The following is a 17,573-nucleotide window of genomic DNA, read 5'->3' as shown; positions in this document are numbered from 1 at the left end:
CGCGATGGCGGGTGACGGCTTCGCCTGATCCGCAAGACTGTCGGATCGGCGAGAGCCGCCGCTACTTGCCGCCTTGGCGCATTTGAGAGGTCAAGAGGGACGAGAACGGGACGAGCACCGTCGCGGGACTCCCCGGACGCGGCTTCACTTCGCCTTGAGCGCCTTCTCGTGGCTCTCGAGCGCCGCTGTCATCAGCTTCGGCAATTGCGCGGCATAGATCTCGATGAAGGTGGCATCGCCGCAGGCCTCCGGATCGCGCGCGGCCTGCTCGGCGATGCGCGCGGCCCTGGCCTCGCATTTCGCGAACATGTGCCAGAACCAGTCCGCGTTCTTGCCGAGTGCCTGCTTGTTCTTCTTGATGACGGCGGCGCCGACCGCGCTCATCGCGCTGACGACGCCTGCGCCCAGCGTGCTGATGGCGCGCGCGTTGAGGATGTCCTCGCGCCCTTGCGCGGTGGCGTTGGTCGCGGTCGCTCGTCCCTTGGCCGGCATGCTGTGAGCTCCTTCGATCCCTGCGGCGGACGCAGCATCGGCCGCGGAAGTTGAGGAAAGCTCAAGGGGCATGGTTGAAAACCGCTATGGATTTCATTCCGGTTTTATGCGCTTCCGAGCGATCGGGCCTGCAGGGGAGTTTTGCCCTCTTCTCCGCGCGGGAATCCGTCAGGCGTCGTTACCCTTTGGCGCCGTAGCGGCGGATCAGCTGATTGGCGACATCGTCGAGATCATTGCCGACGACCTGCGGCTGCGGGCCGACGCCGAGGACATCGTTGCCGGGACGCTTGATCAGCGCGGCCTCCCAGCCGGCCGCGACCGCGCCCAGCGTGTCCCAGGTGTGGCAGGCGATCAGGCAGAACTCCGAGGGCTTTGCCCCGAGCTCCTTCTCGACATAGCCATAGGCCTGCCGCGACGGCTTGTGATGCTTGACGCCGTCGGCCGAGAAGCGCCGCTCGAACAGATCGACGATGCCGCCATGGGTCAGCTGCCGGGTCTGCACCTCGAGCAGATTGTCGGTCAGCGTGAACAGGCGGAAGCCGGCCGCGCGCAGCCTGCGCAGCGCGCCGGGCACTTCGCCGTGCGGCGGCATGGTGGAGAATTTCTCGGTCAGCTCCTGCTTGTCGGCATCGTCGATCCTGATGCCGCGGGTGTCGGCCAGCATCTTCATGACCGCGGCGCCGATATCGGTGAACGGCACGTAACACCCCGCGACAGTGAGCGAGGCCGAGTACATGATGAAGTTGGCGAACCACAGCCGCATCGCGCTCTTGTCGTTGAAGATGCGCGCGAACACCGGCTCCATGGTCTCGAGGTCGAGCAGGGTTTCATTGACGTCGAACACAATCAAGGGAAGTGCCGCCATTTTGTTGGACTCCTGTCGTTTGGCTTTTGCTGGTCTCAGCCCCTGTCCTTCATCCGGCTGCGGTGCGCGGCCTGCTTGGCGCGGTTGCCGCAGATCGCCATGCTGCACCATCGGCGCGCACGCGCCCGCGTGTGGTCGGCGAACATCAGCGTGCAGGCCGGGCCTTCGCACGCCTTGATGTCGGAGAAGCTTTCCTCGCAGACGACCCTGGCCATCGCTTCCCCGATCGGCAGCAGCAATGTTTCGGCCGAACGCCAGCGCCGCGTCCGCTCCAGCGCGAAACCGTCATGGCCGCCATCGCCGTCCTTGTGGCGATGCGCCACGATCCGGCTGAACGCCTGATCGCTTTCCAGCAGCCGGTTCAGCGGCTCGATCTCCTTGAGCGCACGCGGCGCCAGCGGCCGGCCCATATGCTTGCGCACGAAGTCGCGGAACCACTCGCGCAAATCGCGGGCCTGACCGGCGACGTCGTCGAGCTCGCCAAGCGTCGCGCGCGCCTTGAGCTCGTCGAGCACCTCCGACGGCACCAGCTGCGCCTGCGCGAGCCAGCGCAACAGGCCGTCGCCATCGGCGATCCAGTCGACCGGCGTATCGACCGGGGTCGCGATCGAATTGATGAAATCGAGGCCCAGGCTGTCGGCGATGAACATCGCGGGCGGATGGGATTGCACGGTAACGCCCTCCTGGCGGTTCCTCAGTCGCAGAATAGTAACCTGATAAAATTCATTTGACAAGTTACGTGCGCTGGTTCACAAGCGCAGCGCAGTAACCTTTCAAACTGCATTTTAGAGGTTAAAGCCAGAACCGGCCTGAAACGAGGGAGCGGACAATGTCGAACAAGGATGTCAGCGTGGTGCTTGCGCATGGCGCGTGGGCCGATGGCTCGAGCTGGGCGCGGGTGATCACGGTGCTAGATGCCGAGGGCATCAGTGCGGTAGCGGCGCCGCTGCCCCTCACCTCACTCGCCGACGACGTCGCGGCGCTGAACCGCACCCTGGATCGCGTCGCGGGCCCGGTGGTGCTGGTTGGCCATGCCTATGCCGGCGCCGTGATCGCCGAGACCCGCTCGCCGCGCGTCAAGGCGCTGGTCTATGTCGCGGCGCTGGCGCCGGATGAAGGCGAGACGGTCGCCGACGTATTCTACCGCCTGCCGCCGCATCCGTTCGCGCCGAAGCTCGCGCCCGACGCCAATGGCCTGATCTGGCTCCCGGAGTCCGCTTTCGCAGCGGCCTTTGCGCAAGGCGCGCGGTCCGAGGACCTCGCGGTGCTCGCCGCCGTGCAGCGGCCGATCTCGCCGGCCTGCATCACCGTGCCGGTCGGCCGCCCCCTGTGGAAGGACGTCCCGAGCTGGTTCCTGGTTGCCGAGGACGACCGGATGATCGCGCCCGAGACCCAGCGCAGCATGGCGGCGCGGATGCAGGCGACCGTGCGCTCACACCCGGTCGACCATACCCCGATCGTCACCACGCCGAAGCTCGTCACCGACATCATCCGGGAAGCGGTCGAGAACGTTACACAGCACTGACCTCTTCCCACGATTTCGGACAGGAGAGCTGCCATGCAGGAGAAACGTCTCTCGGCCGACCGGCTCGGCGCGTTTTCCGATGCGGTGATCGCCGTCATCATCACGGTGATGGTGCTCGAGTTGAAGGCGCCGGAGGGCTCGCGGTTCGCCGACCTGCTGCCGCTATGGCCGACCGCGATCAGCTACGCGGCGAGCTATCTGTTCATCGCGGTGATCTGGGTCAATCATCACCATCTGCTGCATCTGGTGCAGCAGCCGACGCCACGGCTGATCTGGCTGAACTTCGTGCATCTGTTCGCGGTCTCGCTGCTGCCGTTTGCCACCGCATGGGTCGCGCGATCGCACATGGCCGCCGCGCCGGTGGTGGTCTATGCGGTCATCTTCCTGCTGATCGATCTCGCCTATCTCGCCTTCGAGCGCGCGGTGCTGACGCAGGCAGACCAGAGCCTGATCTCCGAGCGCGTGCGGACATGGACGCAGCGTCGCACCTTGCTCGCCGTGCTGGTGTTCGCGGCCGGCGCCGCCATCGCGCCGTTCATGCCGCTGCTGGGCTTTGCCACCGTGTGCTGCGCCCTGCTGCTCTATCTGCGTCCCGAAGCGATCAGCGGGCTCGCGAAGCAAATCAAATCCTAAGTCCCGGAACTCACCAACGCACGACCACAAGGAGCGACAGATGTCTCAGGTCAAATACCGCACCGTCGATGTCGACGGCTTTAACATCTTCTTTCGCGAAGCCGGTTCGCCCGGCGCGCCAAAGCTGCTGCTGCTGCACGGCTTCCCGAGCGCCGGCCACATGTTCCGCGATCTGATCCCGCAGCTCGCGGACAAATTCCACATCGTGGCGCCGGATCTGCCCGGCTTCGGCCAGTCGGACATGCCGCCGCGCGACAAGTTCAACTACACCTTCGACAGCATCGCCGGCGTCATCGATCGCTTTACCGAGGTGATCGGCTTCGATCGCTTCGCGGTCTATGTGTTCGATTATGGCGCGCCGACCGGCTTCCGCCTGGCGGTCAAGCACCCGGAGCGGATCACGGCGATCATCTCCCAGAACGGCAACGCCTATGAGGAAGGCCTCAGCGACGGCTGGACCCCGATCAAGGCCTATTGGCAGGATCCCTCGCCGGCGAACCGCGACGCCCTGCGTGCGTTGCTGACGCCGGACACCACGCGCTGGCAGTACACCCACGGCACTTCGGATCCGGCGGCGGTGTCGCCGGACGGCCAGAACCTCGACAACTACTACATGGCGCGGCCCGGCGCGCACGACGTGCAGCTCGATCTGTTCGGCGACTACAAGAGCAACGTTGCGCTCTACCCCACCTTCCAGACTTACTTCCGCACCCACCAGCCGCCGTTCCTCGCGGTGTGGGGCAAGAACGATCCGTTCTTCCTGCCGCCGGGCGCCGAGGCGTTCAAGCGCGACAATCCGAAGACGGTGGTCAAATTTTTCGACACCGGCCACTTTGCGCTGGAAACGCACGCCGCCGAGATTGCGCAGGCCATCCGCGAGTTCCTGAGCCGCTGAAGGTGGCGGCAGCGACAACTCCATCCGCGTCATTGCGAGCGAAGCGAAGCAATCCATAGCTCCGCACAACGGAAGGATGGATTGCTTCGTCGCTGTCGCTCCTCGCAATGACGGGCTCACATCCACTCAGTCACGCCGACCACTCCAAGGAAATGCACATGACCCAATCCGTCGCCATCGTGACCGGCGCCAGCTCCGGCATCGGACGCGCCGCCGCGCTGCGGCTCGCGCGGGATTTTTCCGCCATCGTCCTCGTCGCGCGCAGCGGCGAGAGGCTGCGCGAGGCCGCTCAGGAGATCGAAAGACGCGGCAGCACGCCGCTGGCGCTCGAGCTCGATCTCGCCGCGCCTGATGCCGCTGATGAAATCGTCAAGGCCACGCTGGATCGCTTCGGCCGCATCGACGCGCTGGTCAATGTCGCAGGCGCGGTGGCAGGGCTCGATCTGTTCGAGATGACCGATACGCAATGGGACGCCGGCCTCGCGCTCAAGTTCCACGGCGCGAGGCGGCTGACGATCCGCGCCTGGGACGCGCTGAAAGCGTCGCAAGGCGCTGTCATCTTCACGTCAGGCAATGCCGCCGTGCGGCCCCGCGCCGGCGCCGCCGCGGTGGGCACGATCAACGCCGCGATCGAGGCACTTGCAAAAGCCTTCGCCGAGCGCGGCATCGACGACGGCGTGCAGGTGAACTGCGTGTCGCCGGGCGCCGTGATGACCGGCCGACGCCTCGCGATGCTGGAGAAGATCGCAGCGGCAAGGCAGCTCGATGTCGACGCGGCCAAGGCCGGCTTCCTCAGGCAGGCCGGCATCAGGCGGTTCGGCACGCCGGAGGAGATCGCCGACCTCGTCGCCTATGCCGTGTCGCCGCCGGCGCGCTGGATGACCGGCACCGTGCTGCGCATCGATGGCGGCGAGATCGGGACTGTCTGACATCGCCGCGCTATTGCCGATCCGCGCGCGGTCATGCTTTCGGCCCCTGCGCGGCGCGTGCCGCGAACATCGCGAGCAGCCGGCCCCAATCGCCTTCGGTATCAAAGATGCGGCGCATCTCGGCGGCGCGGGCGCCGTAACGGTCGAGCTTGCGGTGCTCGAGCTCGACGCGCGTGGCGTCCTTGCCGTCGGCAATGAAGCGCACCTCGATCTCGGTCTTCAGGTTCGGATCGTACTGCCAGTCCGCGGTAATGTCCCACGACAGCACGAGGCGCGACGGGGGCTCCCAGAGCAGCACGCAGCCCCAATCGCAGGTGCTGCCGTCGTCGCCGCGTTCGTACCAGCGGCCGCCGACGCGCGGCTCCATGATTGCATCGACCGCATTGGTCTTGCCGATCTTGTAATGCGCGAGCGGCCACCACGTGCCCATCTGCTCGGTGAAGACGCGCCAAGCCACCGCCGGCGACGCCTCGACATTCATCACCTTGCGGACGCTGTAGGGATCGTAATTGTCGGAGGTCGCTTGCATCGTCATCGGGATCTCCTCTCTTTGGCGGCTTCGCGTTCGGCCGCTTGCTTGAAGGCGGTGAGTGTCTTGTCCCAGAATCCGTCGAGCCAGCCGCGCAGGCTCTCCAACCCGCGGGTGTCGATGGCATAGAGCCGCCGCGTGCCTTCGATCCGCACCACGGCAAGGCCGGCGTCCTTCAGCACCCGAAGATGCTGCGACACTGCCGGACGGCTCACCTTGAGGCCGTCCGCGATCTCCTGCACCGATCGATTGCCCTCACGCAGCCGCTTGAACACCATGCGGCGGGTCGGGTCTCCCAGCGCGTCGAGCGCGCGTTCGGCGCTGATCATGATCGTATCGTCCGTTGTCGGATTTAACGTAAGTCAACACTTACGGTAAGTCAAGACTAACGCTCGGTTCCAAATGAAACGGCGCGGCTCCGATCGAAGCCGCGCCGTTCAAGTCGTCTTGCCGCAAGTGCAGGCGCTTACGCCGCCGTCACGCGCCAGATCACGTTGCCAACGTCGTCGGCCACCAGCAGCGAGCCGTCGGGGCCGAGCGCGACGCCCACCGGGCGGCCGTACGACACCTTCTCGTCGGGCGCGAGGAAGCCCGAAAGGATGTCGCGCGGCGGCCCCGCGGGACGGCCGTCCGCGAACGGCACGAACACCACCTTGTAGCCTGACAGCGTCGAGCGATTCCACGAGCCGTGCTGGCCGATCACCATGCCGTCGGGAAAACCCGGCAGCGTGCCCTGCGGCATCCAGCACAGGCCGAGCGAGGCGGTGTGGCCGCCGAGCGCGTAGTCCGGCTGGATCGCCTTGGCGACCATCGCCGGATCCTGCGGCACGCGATCGTCGACCGTCTTACCCCAGTAGCAATAAGGCCAGCCGTAGAAGCCGCCGTCGCGTACCGAGGTCAGATAGTCCGGCGGCGTCTCGTCGCCGAGGCCGTCGCGCTCATTGACGACGGTCCACAGCACATTGGTGCTCGGCTCCCACGCGATGCCCACCGGATTGCGCAGGCCGCCGGCGAAGATGCGGCTGGTGCCACCTGCGAGATCGAGCTCGTAGATCGCGGCGCGGCCTTCCTCGACCGCAAAACCGTTCTCGGCGATGTTGCTGAGCGAGCCGACGCCGGCATAAAGCTTCTTGCCGTCGGCGCTCGGCAGCAGGCTGCGCGTCCAGTGTCCGTCGGGCTTGAAGCTGACGAGCTTGCGCCCCGGCGCGGTGATGCGATCGGCGCCCGCAATGTAGGGAAAAGCCACCACGCCGTCGGTGTTGCCGACATAGAAGGTGTCGCCGACCAGCGCCATGCCGAACGGCTGACTCAACCCCTCCATGAAGGCGCCGCGACTTTCGGCGACGCCGTCGCCGTCACGGTCGCGCAGCAGCGTGATGCGATTGGCGCTGACGCCGAGCGCCGCGGCGCGCCGCATCGTCGCCTGCATCGCGTAGTGGAAGACGCTGCGCGGCTTTCCTGCGATCTGCGTCGCCTCCGCGATCAGCACATCGCCATTGGGCAGCACATTGATCCAGCGCGGATGATCGAGCCCGGCGGCAAAGGCGTTGACCTTGAGCCCGGGCGCGGCGACCGGCTTCTGGTCGTTGTCCCAGCCTCGCGCCGTCGGCATCTTGAGCGTCGGGATCGCGCCCTGGGGTTTGGCCTGCGGGATCTCTGGCGCGCTACCCCAGGCGGGCGCGGGCTGCGCGCCCTGCATCCGCCGCCACGCCAGGGCGCCGGCCCCGATCGCCGCGACGACGCGGGCAAAAACTCCAGACGTGCTCATGAAACTTCCCCTGTAATTGCGCAGTGTTAGCGCGCCTTGTCATTCCCTTGCCGACCGGCCGCGGCCCGCAGCAGCATTCGCATAATGCCGGCTCTGATGACAGTAGTTATACGATCTTCGCAGCCGCGCACGAATCGGGGAGACTGGCTGCACGCTCCCTTGTCAGGGCGCTTTCCTCCCTGAGACCTTGCCCGCCGCAGTGGCGGGCTTCCTTTTACGAACCGCCCCGGCTTTTCGAGGCGCCGCTCGCGCATCCGCCGTTATAGCCATAGAAGCATAACGGGCCGGCGACGGATGCATCCTGCCGGGCAGAGCCCGGCAGTGCCCTCCCGGAGCACAAGTCCCCTTCACAGGATCCTGATCCCACGCTCGCGCAGATTTGCCTTTGCGAGATGCATGGCAGATCAGGAACGCCGCTCCATGGCGGTCGTTGGTCGGGACACCAGCAAGGAGAGTGTGAATGCAACGAAAGACCAAGATATTGTCCCTCGCCGCGGCGTCCCTGATCGCAACAACGGCAGGCGCGTTCGCACAAGGCTACTATCCTTACGGGAACCCTGGTCCGAGATATTACGGCGGCCCCCGCTATCAGGCCGTGCAGCCTGACGTGATGTACTCTCCAGCGGAGCCGGGCTGGTACGGTTCATTCAACGGCACCAACCACCCGACGCCGAGCTCGACCCAGGGCGACGTGGGTCCTGAAGGGAACAACAACGGTACGCTGACCGGCGTGTACAGGCGCTGGTAGGCCCGCGAATTTGAGGCCCGTCGCTCGGCTTGAGCGACGGGCCTTTTTGCTGTTCCACGTTCCACGTATGCAAACGTGGCAACGTGAGGTCCGATTTTTCTGCTGAGGCGTTACTTCACCATCGCGCCGTAGACGATGTCCTGCACATTCTCGCGATAATATTTGCGCAGCTCGCCCGGAGCTGCGGTTCCCACAACGACGACAAGGCGCTCCTTCGGATCGCAGAAAAACTGGGTGCCATAAGCGCCGTTCCAGGTAAACTCGCCGGGATTGCCCGGCACTGATGACAGCCCCTCGCTGGTCCGCACCGCGACCGACAGCCCGAAGCCGAATCCGCCGCGATGCGGTTCGACCGCCGCGACGTTGTTCTTGATCTCGGGCCCGAGATGGTTCGACGTCATGTGATGCACCGTCTTGGGGCTGAGGATGCGCTTGCCGTCGAGCTCGCCGCCATTGAGCAGCATCTGCCCGAAGCGCAGATAGTCGCCGACGGTGGCGAACGAGCAGGCGCCGCCGCAATCGAACCTGGACGGTGTATCGAGCAGCTTGATGGCTTGCGGCTTGCCCGTGAGCGGATCGTTGGGGAACGGACGCGCCAGCCGCGCGCGCTGCGCCTCGGCCGGGTGGAACGTCGCATCCTTCATGCCGAGCGGCTTCCAGACATTGGCCGCGAGATAATCGCCAAGCCGCTGGCCGGAGACCTTCTCGACCACGGCGCCCAGCACGTCGATCGAGAAGCCGTACTCGAACTCGGTGCCGGGCTGATGCACCAGAGGCAGCTGGGTGATCCGGTCGATGAAGGCCTGGGTATCGCCCTCGACCGCCGGCGCGGTGCCGTCGGGATAGAGCCGCGCCAGCGCGCTCGAACTGTCGGGCCGGCCGCCATACATCAGGCCGGAGGTGTGGCGATAGAGATCGTGGATGAAGATCGGCTGCGCCTGCGGCTCCATCTTCAGCGAGCCGTCGGCCTGCTGCACGCCGACCTTCATGTCGGCGAACGCCGGATAGAACTCGGCGACCTTGGCCTGCAGCGGCAGCTTGCCCTGCTCCATCAGCGTCAGTCCTGCAACCGCCGCCATCGGCTTGGTCATCGACGCCAGCGCGAACACCGCGTCGATCGGCATCGGCGTGCCCTTCACCGGATCGAGCTGGCCATATGCCTTGTAACGCACGAGCTTGCCGTCGCGCGCGATCGCCACCACCGCGCCGGGCACCCGCTTGGCCGCGATCTCGCGCGCGAAGAAGTCGTCGAGCCGCGCCAGCCCCTGCTCCGAAAAACCGGCCTGATGCGCCGACGTTTCCGGAAGCGGCGCGGCGTGGGCGATGCTGAAAGCAAGGCTAGTGGCGGCGGCAGCCGCGGCAATAACGGTTTTTCTCATTGTTTCCTCACCGGGGACCGCGGGCGATTTGTTATGGCGTTCGTTGCCCGCAGCTCGCAGGATTAGATCACGCCGGCAAGGGCGACAAGACTTCGCGGCGCGCGGCCGCGTCACGCGGGTGCATGCCTTGCCGGCCGAAGAACGGCTCGACCTCGAGCTCGAACGTCTTCAGCGCCGCGCCGATCGCCTGGTGCATGTCGAGATATTTGTAGGAGCCGAGCCGGCCGCCGAAAATGACATTCGGCCGCGACGCCGTCATGGCGTGATAGGAGGCGAGCATGGCGCGGTCGGCGGCGGTGTTGATCGGATAATACGGCTCGTCGCTGCGGCCCGCGAAGCGGGAATATTCGCGGTAGATCGTCGTCCGGCCTTGCGCATGCGCGCGCTCCGGATGCAGATGCCTGAACTCGTGGATCCGGGTGTACGGCACCTCCGCGTCGGCATAGTTGATGACTGCGGCGCCCTGGTAGTCGGCGACGTCGTGCACCTCGCGCGCGAAGTCGACGGTGCGCCAGCCGAGATGGCCGCAGGCATAGCCGAAGAAGCGGTCGATCGGACCGGTATAGACCACGAGCTGCCACGGATTGATGTGGTCGGCGACGTCGAAATAGTCGACGCCGAGCCGGACGTCGATCGCGGGATGATCGAGCATTCGGCGGAAGATCGCGGTGTAGCCGTCGAGCGGCATGCCCTCATAGCGATCGGCGAAGTAGCGATCGTCGAAGGTGAAGCGGACCGGCAGGCGGCCGATGATGTCGGCCGAAAGCTCACGCGGATCGGTCTGCCACTGCTTCTGCGTATAGCCGCGGATCAGGAGATCGTAGAGCGTGCGGCCGACCGAGGCGATTGCCTTGTCCTCGAGATTGCCGATCCCTGCGGCGCCGTGCGCGGCCACCTCCGCCGCGATCACGACGCGGGCCTGCCCGGGCGTCATGGCGCGCCCGAACGCGGCGCACACGGTCGCAAGGTTAATCGGCATCGAATAGACGCGGCCCTTCGCCACGGTGAAGACGCGGTGACGGTAGCCGGTGAACTCGGTGAAGCGGTGCAGATAGCGCCAGACGGTCTCGGAATTGGTGTGGAAGATATGCGTGCCGTAGCGATGCACCTCGACGCCGCTGTCGGGGTCGAGCTCCGAATAGGCGTTGCCACCGATATGCGGACGGCGGTCGAGCACGCAGACGGAGCGGCCGAGCCTGCTCGCCACCTGCTCGGCGATCACGGCGCCGAAGAAGCCCGCCCCCACCACGACGACGTCGAAGCCATCAAGCTGCATGCGCTCTCGCCCTCATGTCGGATCGCGACGGCGCCCGACGCAGCTTCAACGTGCCGGCACGGCCGTTTCCGGCGAAATAAATCCGCCCATCAGGATAATTCCGAGCCCGGAACGGCCGGCTCGGCCGTTCAACTGACAGCATGCAAGGCGACGGAAATGCCCGCGCGAGCAGCAACACCGTCAAGCGCGGAGGTCCCATGTCCGTGATCTGCGTCCTGTACTCCAGCAACACCACCTATGATTCGCTGCGCGGCATCCTGGCGATGGCGGCCGCCGAGCTCGACCGGCTCGGGCACGAGGTCAGGATGCTCGATCTGCTGGCGCCGGATTTCTCGACCCGGCTCAACGCCCTGCTGCCGCGGCGTGCCGAGACCATGGCGCTCGGCTTCTCCGGCATTGGGCTCGATATCCACACCAAGGACGGCAGATTGTTCTGGGACGTCGCCCAGATCCCCGTCTTCACCTGGTTCTGCGATCACCCCTGCTATTTCGCCCGGCGTCACGGGCTCGAGAGCCGCTACACCGCGCATGGCTACGTGTTCCCGGACCATGCCGCATTCAACCGCGATCATCTGGGGGCCAATGGCGCCGTGTTCGCGACCCATATGGGCATTCCCGATCCCGGCTTCTTCGGCAGCCTGCCGCCCGAGCGGCGCAACGGCCGGCTGATCTTCGCCAAGTCCGGCTGGAATCCGCTGGCGCTCGAGCGCGGCTGGCGCAAGACGATGCCGCCAAAACTGTTCGCGCTGCTGTTCGACGCAATCGCCGAGGCGCGCGGCAAGACCTGCGGCGCATTTCCGAAGATCATCGTCGACGTCGCCGAGCAGCATCTGGTCTATCTGAAGCCCGGCGGCGACCTGTTCAACGTGATCCTGACCCGGCTCGACAACTACACACGAGGCGTGCGCACCCGCGAGGTGGGCGCCGTGCTTGCCGACTATCCGGTCGACTTCATCGGCGGCGGCTGGAGCGATCTCGACGTCAGCGGGCGTCCGGCCCGCGTGCTCGGCGCGATGACCTTCGATGCGATGCGCGAAGGCCTCGGCAGCTACCTTGCCGCGGTCTCGCTCAATCCCAATATCGACCTGTCGGTGCATGACCGGGTGTTCTTCGCGCTCGGCGCCGGCACCGTGCCGGTGTTCGACGCCAACCGCTTCTCGGCCGCGGAGATGCCGCATCTCGCCCGCTTCAGCTTCGGCCAGGACGCGATGAGCATCGCCGCCGCCGTCGAGGCCGTGCTTGCCGATCCCTCGGCAGCGCAGGCGGCGGCCGCGACCACCTTGCGCGAGCTTTATCCGCGCTTCTCGATGCAGCGGTCGGTGCAGGACATCCACGAGATCACGATGTCGATCGCGGGCGCCGCCGGCGCCAGTTTGTTGCCGGCCGAGCCGGTGCCGGCCGGCGTCTGGACGCCGAAGCAGGCGGCCTGATCGCGCGCCATTTCCGTGGCTGGCTCGCGCCGGCTGCGCTACCATGCACCCGTCACCTCCGATCGGGGCCAGCATGAATCGCCGCGCGTTTGTCTCGGGACTGGCCGTTGCCGCGGCGCTGGCGGGCTTCGCCTTGCCGGCTGCGGCCGACGGCAAGCGGGTGGCGCTGGTGATCGGCAATGGTGCCTACAAAAGCGTGCCGGCACTGTCCAATCCGCCGAATGATGCCGGCGATATCGCCGCCGCGCTGAAGCGCCTCGGCTTTGCCGTGACGCTGATCACCAATGCCGGCTTCGACGAGATGCGGCGCGGCCTGATCGCATTCGGACGCAATGCCGCCGGCGCCGATATGGCCGCGGTGTACTTCGCCGGCCATGGCATGGAGGTCAACGGCGACAACTGGCTGATCCCGGTCGATGCCGAGCTGAAGCGCGACACCGACGCCGCCAATGAAGCGATCAGCCTGCAAAGCGTGATGCTGCAGGTCTCCAACACCGGAAGTCTCGGCCTCGTCATCCTCGATGCTTGCCGCAACAATCCGTTCGCGGCGAAGATGAGCCGCTCGCTCGCCACCCGCGCCGCCGCTGGCAGCGGGCTCGGCCGCATCGAGCCGGTCGGCAATGTGCTGGTCGCCTATGCCGCGCGCGACGGCACCATTGCGCTCGACGGCGACGGCCGCAACAGCCCGTTCGCCGCGGCGCTGCTCCGCAACATCGAGACGCCGGGCGTCGAGGTCACCTTCATGTTCCGCAACGTCCGCGACGACGTGATGGAGGCGACGCGCAACGCGCAGCAGCCGTTTGTGTACGGCTCGCTGTCACGCAAGGCGATCTACCTCGTGGCCGCTCCGCCCGCCGACGCCGCCGCCACGAAACAGGCGAACGCTGCGCCGGCAGCCGCCGCATTGTCAGCGCCATCGGCGACAGCAGCCGGCGCGATCGATCCCGCGCTAGTCGGCACCTGGGAGATGATGGTGCCGGGTGGCCGCGGCCAGTCGCGCTGGATCTGGAAGATCATGGCCGACGGCACCTATCAATTCCACGCCGAGCCCTCCCGCGCCGCGCGCCCGCACGAAGGCACCGTCAGCTTCGCCAACGGCCGCTGGACGCTGCATGCGCTGAGAGGACTGAGGAACTACAGCGACGGCGGCTCCTACGAGGTCCGCGACGCCATTGCCGTGATCACCGGCAAGCTCGGCACCGGCTATTGGAAACGCAGTGTTGAGTGAGGCTGCCGTCCTCTCATAAATCCAGTTCACCCGTAGCCGGATAGACCACCGTGCCGTCGCCCTGGATGACGGCGCCCTCGGTGAGACGGGCGGGCTCGAGGCGGCCCTCCCCCATGATGTGGACGACGGTCTCGCCGGACGCAATGAGGTAGTCGGCGACGATGCGGCGGTGGCAGCGCCACCACACCGCTTCCGAGCACATCATCGCACAGCGTTGCCAGTGCCCTTCCTCGCGCAGATGCTGCAGCGCTGCACGAAACTGCGGCGACAACGCATAGTCGGCGTAGTTGTGAAAACTCTCGTTGCTCCAGAACCCGTTGACGGACGGCGCCACGCTTCGCGCCTTGCCGCGGAGCCCGCCGAGATCGGCCAGATGCTCATACGAGATGCCCGCGGCCTTAAGCGGCTTGGGCAGCGTATCCTTGTTGAACTGCGGATTGGTTCGCGACCGCGGCACCGTTCGGATGTCAACGATACGCTCGATCATGGCCGCGCCGAGGAGAGCGATGAAATCTTCGAGGCTGCGGGTGGAATGACCGATCGTGAAGAGCGGAAGCGCCACGTCTTTGCTAGGCATGATGCAGCGCGCTGCCCTTGTGGGCCGCGACATGATCGGTCTTGTCGCTCTTGATCTCGTATTGCGGATCGGCTTCCGAGGCGCGGTGGGTGTGCCCCTTGTAGTCGAAATCGCTGATGTGGACCGCGATGATGGTGCCGGAGACGCGGCCGGCCTCGGAATTCCAGCTGACGTGATCCCCGACTTTGAATTTCCTGGCCATCGTTGCAGGCTCCTTCAGGCGCGAAATTGATCGTACGATACGCCGCCAATCGACGGCACGGGACTAAAAAAGCCCGCCGGAGCAAACGAGCTCGCAGCCGGCCAAGTTCCTGCCTCGCATTAGGGGTTCACTCGCAAATTGATGGTCTGCGTTGCGGTATCCCGGAAGCTTGCCGCCGCCGTCCGGAATTCGATAGCGGGATTGATTGACGAAGCGATACCGGCAACGGATACAGCAAGTTACAAGTTATATGGCTCAACGCGCAAGCCTGACAGAAAGCTCGGTCAGATTCCCTCGTCACTTACGTGGATCCGCGGAATCAAGTTGCTGCCCTGCTCAGATCTTCTCCTTTGAGGGCCGCCGCGGATCCAATGCCGACATTGGTCACGATTGCCCTCGCCTGCAACATCGACATGCTCAGAGGACGAATGCGATCGACCGAGCAATATCTGACAATGCCGACCAACGGCGTCGGCGCCTGCGGGACGAAGACAGCCACCCAGTCGTTCTCGAGTGTCTCGAGGAGATATCCGAGCTGCCAGCCACCCTCGACGTTCACTAGCACTGGCTTGAACTCATCGCTGGCGCCTTCGGCTTGAGCAAGGCCTTGAGCCATACTCTTCACCATCTGGTACTGCGGAAGGCTGCCAAGAAATGATTTTTCGACCCATGCGCTAATCCGAGAGCCGGTTTTGGTTCGCGCGACGATGCCGGCGAGGAACGACACCAGGATCAATAAAGCCACTGCCACGACTGTAACAATTCCAATGCCTGCGACCTTTCCGATCTGGTCGAAATGAAGGGCATGAGACACCGGAAGCGCGGCCTTCACCGCCAGACGCATCGCGTGGCTGAGAATCGCCAGTACAAGAGCGACGGGCAGGAGAAACAGTGCGCCTCCGATTAAGGTCGTTTTCAAAAACTCCTTCATTGCCGCGGCCTCTCCATTTGCACACGCCGTTTGAAACCGGGCCTTTCGCCAACAGCCGAAAGAACTCGCCCGGATCGACAAGAACGGCCATGGCGCATCGAGCGTCAACAGACCGCCCACGTCGCCACAACCATCGCGTCCCGATGCGGATCATTGCGATGCTTGGCGAGTGAACGGGCAGTGCGGCGAGACATCCCGGTCTCGCCGCACCGGTTGCCTCGGGGAGCCGCCGATCATTTCTCGTTCTTGAAGAGAACGTCGATGGCCTGGATCACCACCTTGAGTTCCGGGTGGGCCTTGCAATACACAATGACTTCGTGCTCGCCAGATTTGGTCCGCGTAATATGGGCAAAATGCTTCTTCGCGAGGCCGTTGTACCAGCCGCTGTACCAAATCGCGAGAAAGTCGGCGTCCTCCTGATAAGTGTTGGCGAGTTGCGCGCAGGTCAAAGCCTGCACATCAATGAACCCTTTCGAGTCCATGTAGGTCGAGAGCGGGACCTGGGCATGAACAGAAGCAATCGAGATGACGAGGGCGCCAAGGCTGAGCCCAATCTGGTTCATGAAGGATTTGCGTTTCATGATTAGTCTCCTCTTGATTTTGGTCCACCACCCAAGCCAGCGAACACTTTGAACAAACCGATCATTTCTGCGATGGGTCGGCCGTTGCGCTCGCCGGAGCGGGCGAGCGAAGCGACTCGTAGGAGATGTAGTACTTGTAGATCTTGCCGACGTACTGAACCGTCTCCTGCCCGACGATCGCAGCCGCGCCGTTCTCGACATTGTCGAACCAGACGGTCGAGTCGAAGCCGTGCTTGCTCGCATAGTCCCGGAAACGCTTCAGGTTTCCCGGGCCTGCATCATACGCCGCCAGGGCCATGAACACGCGCTCGCGCGGATCGGTGACCGAAGCGTCGACATAGGTATCCGCCAGGTAGCGCAGGTATTTGGAGCCGGCGTGGATATTGGTGTCGGCACTGGCCGCGACGCCGGTGATCTCGATCGGCTTCTCCTTCGCGGTACTGGGCTTGATCTGCATGATGCCGGTGGCGCCGGAGGCATTGTGGCAGGCCTGGTCGAGCTCTGACTCCTGATAGCCCTGTGCAGCGAGCAGGACGGGGTCGATGGAGTATTGCACCCCGTACTTTTCGAAAGATCCGCGCAGCGTCTTGAACTTCTCCGCCTCGGTGTGCGCGAGGGCGTTCTTCAGAGGCTTCGCCGTCTTGAAATAGCGTGCACGCAGGTCGTTGCCGAATTCAGTTCCGATTTTGTGAGTACTGACGAATTCAGCGAGCTCCTTCCTGAGCGCCGGACTGTCCTTCCGGATCGCCCAGGCGATGTCGCCGCCTTCGTTGATCGCAATATCGTCGCGCACCGTCAGCCCGTTCAGGAGGCCCGCCCACGCCTGCGCCTTGAAGCGGTCGACGACGGCCCAGGGCAACAGGCCGGTGCTCACCATCTCCAGCAAGTCCTCGTCCTCGAGGTTCTTGTCGGCTGGCTTGACGACGATGCGTTCCAGCCCCTTGGCTGCCCGGTCCGCGTTGAGCGCGTTCAGGTGCTCGAAATGGCTGCTGGCTTCCCGGACGAAAATCGTCTTTCCACCGAGCTCGTTCAGCGAGCCGATGCTCGGCGCCGCAGATCCCGTCACGAGCACTTCGCGAACGCCGGATGCCCAAGGATCAGCGAAGTCAACCAACTTGCTCCGATCCGGCGTGACCGTGAGCAGGCCGGCGGCGATATCGCCCTTTCCGGCGATCAAGTCACCCAGCAGTCTGTCGCGCCTGGTGGGTACGAAGCCGACATAGATCCTCTGCTTCTTCCTGCCGTACCGCTTGTTCAGCCAGCCCTCGAACTCGACGCCGAGTTCGGCTTCGAAGCCGAGTGTCTCGCCCTTGTCGACGAAGAACGATGTCCTGTCGGTCGGCACGAGAATGCGCACGAGTTTGCGCTTCAGCATGCCATCGAAGTCGCCCTCCCAGACCTTAAGGGACGGCAGCGCCAGGACCTGTGGATCGGCCCTGGCTGATTTTTCTGCCACGACGACGGCGGCGGCGGTTGCGAAGGCCATGGCGAATAACCTGGGACTTGCGTAGGTCGATGAAAAAATCATTGATCCAACCAATCATTTGAAACGTGCCGCTGAAATCTGCCTGGACGTTACCTCTCT

The 17,573-nt window shown here is 64.9% G+C and carries 20 protein-coding genes; 7 read left to right on the top strand and 13 right to left on the bottom strand.

Annotated elements, in window-relative coordinates; genetic code table 11:
- Window positions 1-144: 144 nt before the first annotated feature.
- The 3 genes from J2R78_RS20935 to J2R78_RS20925 form a co-directional block, all read right to left on the bottom strand.
- On the bottom strand, window positions 145-492 hold the full coding sequence (locus J2R78_RS20935; RefSeq protein WP_253606546.1) for a hypothetical protein: 348 nt from the start codon (window positions 490-492) through the stop codon (window positions 145-147).
- A 178-nt stretch (window positions 493-670) separates the two neighbouring features.
- Window positions 671-1,357, bottom strand: a complete 687-nt coding sequence (locus J2R78_RS20930) for a haloacid dehalogenase type II (RefSeq protein ID WP_253606544.1) — start codon at window positions 1,355-1,357, stop codon at window positions 671-673.
- Window positions 1,358-1,392: 35 nt separating this feature from the next.
- On the bottom strand, window positions 1,393-2,007 hold the full coding sequence (locus J2R78_RS20925; protein WP_253609876.1) for an ABATE domain-containing protein: 615 nt from the start codon (window positions 2,005-2,007) through the stop codon (window positions 1,393-1,395).
- Between the two features lie 179 nt (window positions 2,008-2,186).
- Between J2R78_RS20925 and J2R78_RS20920 the strand changes: the two genes are divergently transcribed.
- The 4 genes from J2R78_RS20920 (at window position 2,187) to J2R78_RS20905 (ending at window position 5,339) form a co-directional block, all read left to right on the top strand.
- Window positions 2,187-2,882 carry an alpha/beta fold hydrolase gene (locus J2R78_RS20920; RefSeq protein ID WP_253606542.1) on the top strand — a complete coding sequence of 232 codons (696 nt, stop codon included), beginning with the start codon at window positions 2,187-2,189 and terminating at the stop codon, window positions 2,880-2,882.
- 33 nt (window positions 2,883-2,915) lie between these two features.
- Window positions 2,916-3,515 carry a TMEM175 family protein gene (locus tag J2R78_RS20915; RefSeq protein WP_057017697.1) on the top strand — a complete coding sequence of 200 codons (600 nt, stop codon included), beginning with the start codon at window positions 2,916-2,918 and terminating at the stop codon, window positions 3,513-3,515.
- 40 nt (window positions 3,516-3,555) lie between these two features.
- The gene (locus J2R78_RS20910; protein ID WP_253606540.1) at window positions 3,556-4,410 is read left to right on the top strand and encodes an alpha/beta fold hydrolase; all 855 of its coding nucleotides are present in this window, start codon (window positions 3,556-3,558) and stop codon (window positions 4,408-4,410) included.
- 158 nt (window positions 4,411-4,568) lie between these two features.
- Entirely contained in the window at window positions 4,569-5,339 is a 771-nt protein-coding gene (locus J2R78_RS20905; RefSeq protein ID WP_253606539.1) for an SDR family oxidoreductase, read from the top strand.
- Between the two features lie 31 nt (window positions 5,340-5,370).
- Here J2R78_RS20905 and J2R78_RS20900 read toward each other — a convergent pair whose 3' ends face one another.
- The 3 genes from J2R78_RS20900 to J2R78_RS20890 all read right to left on the bottom strand — a co-directional run bounded on the left by J2R78_RS20900 (window position 5,371) and on the right by J2R78_RS20890 (window position 7,636).
- Complete coding sequence (locus J2R78_RS20900; protein WP_253606537.1) at window positions 5,371-5,874, bottom strand: SRPBCC family protein; 504 nt, start codon at window positions 5,872-5,874, stop codon at window positions 5,371-5,373.
- Window positions 5,871-6,197, bottom strand: a complete 327-nt coding sequence (locus J2R78_RS20895; RefSeq protein ID WP_092080338.1) for a helix-turn-helix transcriptional regulator — start codon at window positions 6,195-6,197, stop codon at window positions 5,871-5,873. The genes J2R78_RS20900 and J2R78_RS20895 overlap by 4 nt, the downstream gene beginning before the upstream one ends.
- 137 nt (window positions 6,198-6,334) lie before the next feature.
- Window positions 6,335-7,636, bottom strand: coding sequence for a sorbosone dehydrogenase family protein (locus J2R78_RS20890; protein ID WP_253606535.1), 1,302 nt, complete (start codon window positions 7,634-7,636; stop codon window positions 6,335-6,337).
- A 460-nt stretch (window positions 7,637-8,096) separates the two neighbouring features.
- Between J2R78_RS20890 and J2R78_RS20885 the strand changes: the two genes are divergently transcribed.
- Window positions 8,097-8,384: a hypothetical protein gene (locus J2R78_RS20885; protein ID WP_075969423.1), complete on the top strand. Its 288-nt coding sequence runs from the start codon at window positions 8,097-8,099 to the stop codon at window positions 8,382-8,384.
- 110 nt (window positions 8,385-8,494) lie between these two features.
- Here the strand turns inward: J2R78_RS20885 and J2R78_RS20880 are convergent, their stop codons facing one another.
- On the bottom strand, window positions 8,495-9,763 hold the full coding sequence (locus J2R78_RS20880; protein WP_253606533.1) for a serine hydrolase: 1,269 nt from the start codon (window positions 9,761-9,763) through the stop codon (window positions 8,495-8,497).
- A gap of 67 nt (window positions 9,764-9,830) precedes the next feature.
- Entirely contained in the window at window positions 9,831-11,039 is a 1,209-nt protein-coding gene (glf, locus tag J2R78_RS20875) for a UDP-galactopyranose mutase (protein WP_253606531.1), read from the bottom strand.
- Between the two features lie 197 nt (window positions 11,040-11,236).
- Between glf and J2R78_RS20870 the strand changes: the two genes are divergently transcribed.
- Window positions 11,237-12,469: a hypothetical protein gene (locus J2R78_RS20870; protein WP_253606529.1), complete on the top strand. Its 1,233-nt coding sequence runs from the start codon at window positions 11,237-11,239 to the stop codon at window positions 12,467-12,469.
- A 73-nt stretch (window positions 12,470-12,542) separates the two neighbouring features.
- Window positions 12,543-13,697, top strand: coding sequence for a caspase family protein (locus J2R78_RS20865; RefSeq protein WP_253606527.1), 1,155 nt, complete (start codon window positions 12,543-12,545; stop codon window positions 13,695-13,697).
- 13 nt (window positions 13,698-13,710) lie between these two features.
- Here J2R78_RS20865 and J2R78_RS20860 read toward each other — a convergent pair whose 3' ends face one another.
- From J2R78_RS20860 to J2R78_RS20840, 5 genes are all read right to left on the bottom strand, one after another.
- Window positions 13,711-14,274 (bottom strand): DUF488 domain-containing protein, encoded by a 564-nt coding sequence (locus J2R78_RS20860; protein ID WP_256558913.1) that lies wholly within the window; start codon window positions 14,272-14,274, stop codon window positions 13,711-13,713.
- Window positions 14,267-14,476, bottom strand: a complete 210-nt coding sequence (locus J2R78_RS20855; RefSeq protein ID WP_057017689.1) for a DUF2945 domain-containing protein — start codon at window positions 14,474-14,476, stop codon at window positions 14,267-14,269. Before J2R78_RS20855 ends, J2R78_RS20860 begins: the two co-directional genes overlap by 8 nt.
- 319 nt (window positions 14,477-14,795) lie before the next feature.
- The gene (locus J2R78_RS20850; RefSeq protein WP_253606523.1) at window positions 14,796-15,407 is read right to left on the bottom strand and encodes a DUF502 domain-containing protein; all 612 of its coding nucleotides are present in this window, start codon (window positions 15,405-15,407) and stop codon (window positions 14,796-14,798) included.
- 233 nt (window positions 15,408-15,640) lie between these two features.
- Complete coding sequence (locus tag J2R78_RS20845; protein ID WP_253606521.1) at window positions 15,641-15,988, bottom strand: HdeA/HdeB family chaperone; 348 nt, start codon at window positions 15,986-15,988, stop codon at window positions 15,641-15,643.
- A gap of 61 nt (window positions 15,989-16,049) precedes the next feature.
- Window positions 16,050-17,474 carry a lytic transglycosylase F gene (locus J2R78_RS20840; RefSeq protein WP_253606519.1) on the bottom strand — a complete coding sequence of 475 codons (1,425 nt, stop codon included), beginning with the start codon at window positions 17,472-17,474 and terminating at the stop codon, window positions 16,050-16,052.
- Window positions 17,475-17,573: the final 99 nt, after the last annotated feature.

It is taken from the genome of Bradyrhizobium sp. USDA 4538, from assembly GCF_024171045.1.
GTDB classification, from domain to species: Bacteria; Pseudomonadota; Alphaproteobacteria; order Rhizobiales; family Xanthobacteraceae; genus Bradyrhizobium; species Bradyrhizobium australafricanum.
Note: the sequence above shows the minus strand (reverse complement) of the source record. Positions and strands in the feature narration are given on the sequence as shown.

Coding starts and splice junctions, on each gene's coding strand:
- J2R78_RS20900 (WP_253606537.1), bottom strand. CDS start 5,874: ATGACGATGCAAGCGACCTCCGACAATTACGATCCCTACAGCGTCCGC.
- J2R78_RS20905 (WP_253606539.1), top strand. CDS start 4,569: ATGACCCAATCCGTCGCCATCGTGACCGGCGCCAGCTCCGGCATCGGA.
- J2R78_RS20885 (WP_075969423.1), top strand. CDS start 8,097: ATGCAACGAAAGACCAAGATATTGTCCCTCGCCGCGGCGTCCCTGATC.
- glf (WP_253606531.1), bottom strand. CDS start 11,039: ATGCAGCTTGATGGCTTCGACGTCGTCGTGGTGGGGGCGGGCTTCTTC.
- J2R78_RS20845 (WP_253606521.1), bottom strand. CDS start 15,988: ATGAAACGCAAATCCTTCATGAACCAGATTGGGCTCAGCCTTGGCGCC.
- J2R78_RS20935 (WP_253606546.1), bottom strand. CDS start 492: ATGCCGGCCAAGGGACGAGCGACCGCGACCAACGCCACCGCGCAAGGG.
- J2R78_RS20925 (WP_253609876.1), bottom strand. CDS start 2,007: ATGTTCATCGCCGACAGCCTGGGCCTCGATTTCATCAATTCGATCGCG.
- J2R78_RS20850 (WP_253606523.1), bottom strand. CDS start 15,407: ATGAAGGAGTTTTTGAAAACGACCTTAATCGGAGGCGCACTGTTTCTC.
- J2R78_RS20855 (WP_057017689.1), bottom strand. CDS start 14,476: ATGGCCAGGAAATTCAAAGTCGGGGATCACGTCAGCTGGAATTCCGAG.
- J2R78_RS20910 (WP_253606540.1), top strand. CDS start 3,556: ATGTCTCAGGTCAAATACCGCACCGTCGATGTCGACGGCTTTAACATC.
- J2R78_RS20895 (WP_092080338.1), bottom strand. CDS start 6,197: ATGATCAGCGCCGAACGCGCGCTCGACGCGCTGGGAGACCCGACCCGC.
- J2R78_RS20870 (WP_253606529.1), top strand. CDS start 11,237: ATGTCCGTGATCTGCGTCCTGTACTCCAGCAACACCACCTATGATTCG.
- J2R78_RS20880 (WP_253606533.1), bottom strand. CDS start 9,763: ATGAGAAAAACCGTTATTGCCGCGGCTGCCGCCGCCACTAGCCTTGCT.
- J2R78_RS20860 (WP_256558913.1), bottom strand. CDS start 14,274: ATGCCTAGCAAAGACGTGGCGCTTCCGCTCTTCACGATCGGTCATTCC.
- J2R78_RS20840 (WP_253606519.1), bottom strand. CDS start 17,474: ATGGCCTTCGCAACCGCCGCCGCCGTCGTCGTGGCAGAAAAATCAGCC.
- J2R78_RS20890 (WP_253606535.1), bottom strand. CDS start 7,636: ATGAGCACGTCTGGAGTTTTTGCCCGCGTCGTCGCGGCGATCGGGGCC.
- J2R78_RS20920 (WP_253606542.1), top strand. CDS start 2,187: ATGTCGAACAAGGATGTCAGCGTGGTGCTTGCGCATGGCGCGTGGGCC.
- J2R78_RS20915 (WP_057017697.1), top strand. CDS start 2,916: ATGCAGGAGAAACGTCTCTCGGCCGACCGGCTCGGCGCGTTTTCCGAT.
- J2R78_RS20865 (WP_253606527.1), top strand. CDS start 12,543: ATGAATCGCCGCGCGTTTGTCTCGGGACTGGCCGTTGCCGCGGCGCTG.
- J2R78_RS20930 (WP_253606544.1), bottom strand. CDS start 1,357: ATGGCGGCACTTCCCTTGATTGTGTTCGACGTCAATGAAACCCTGCTC.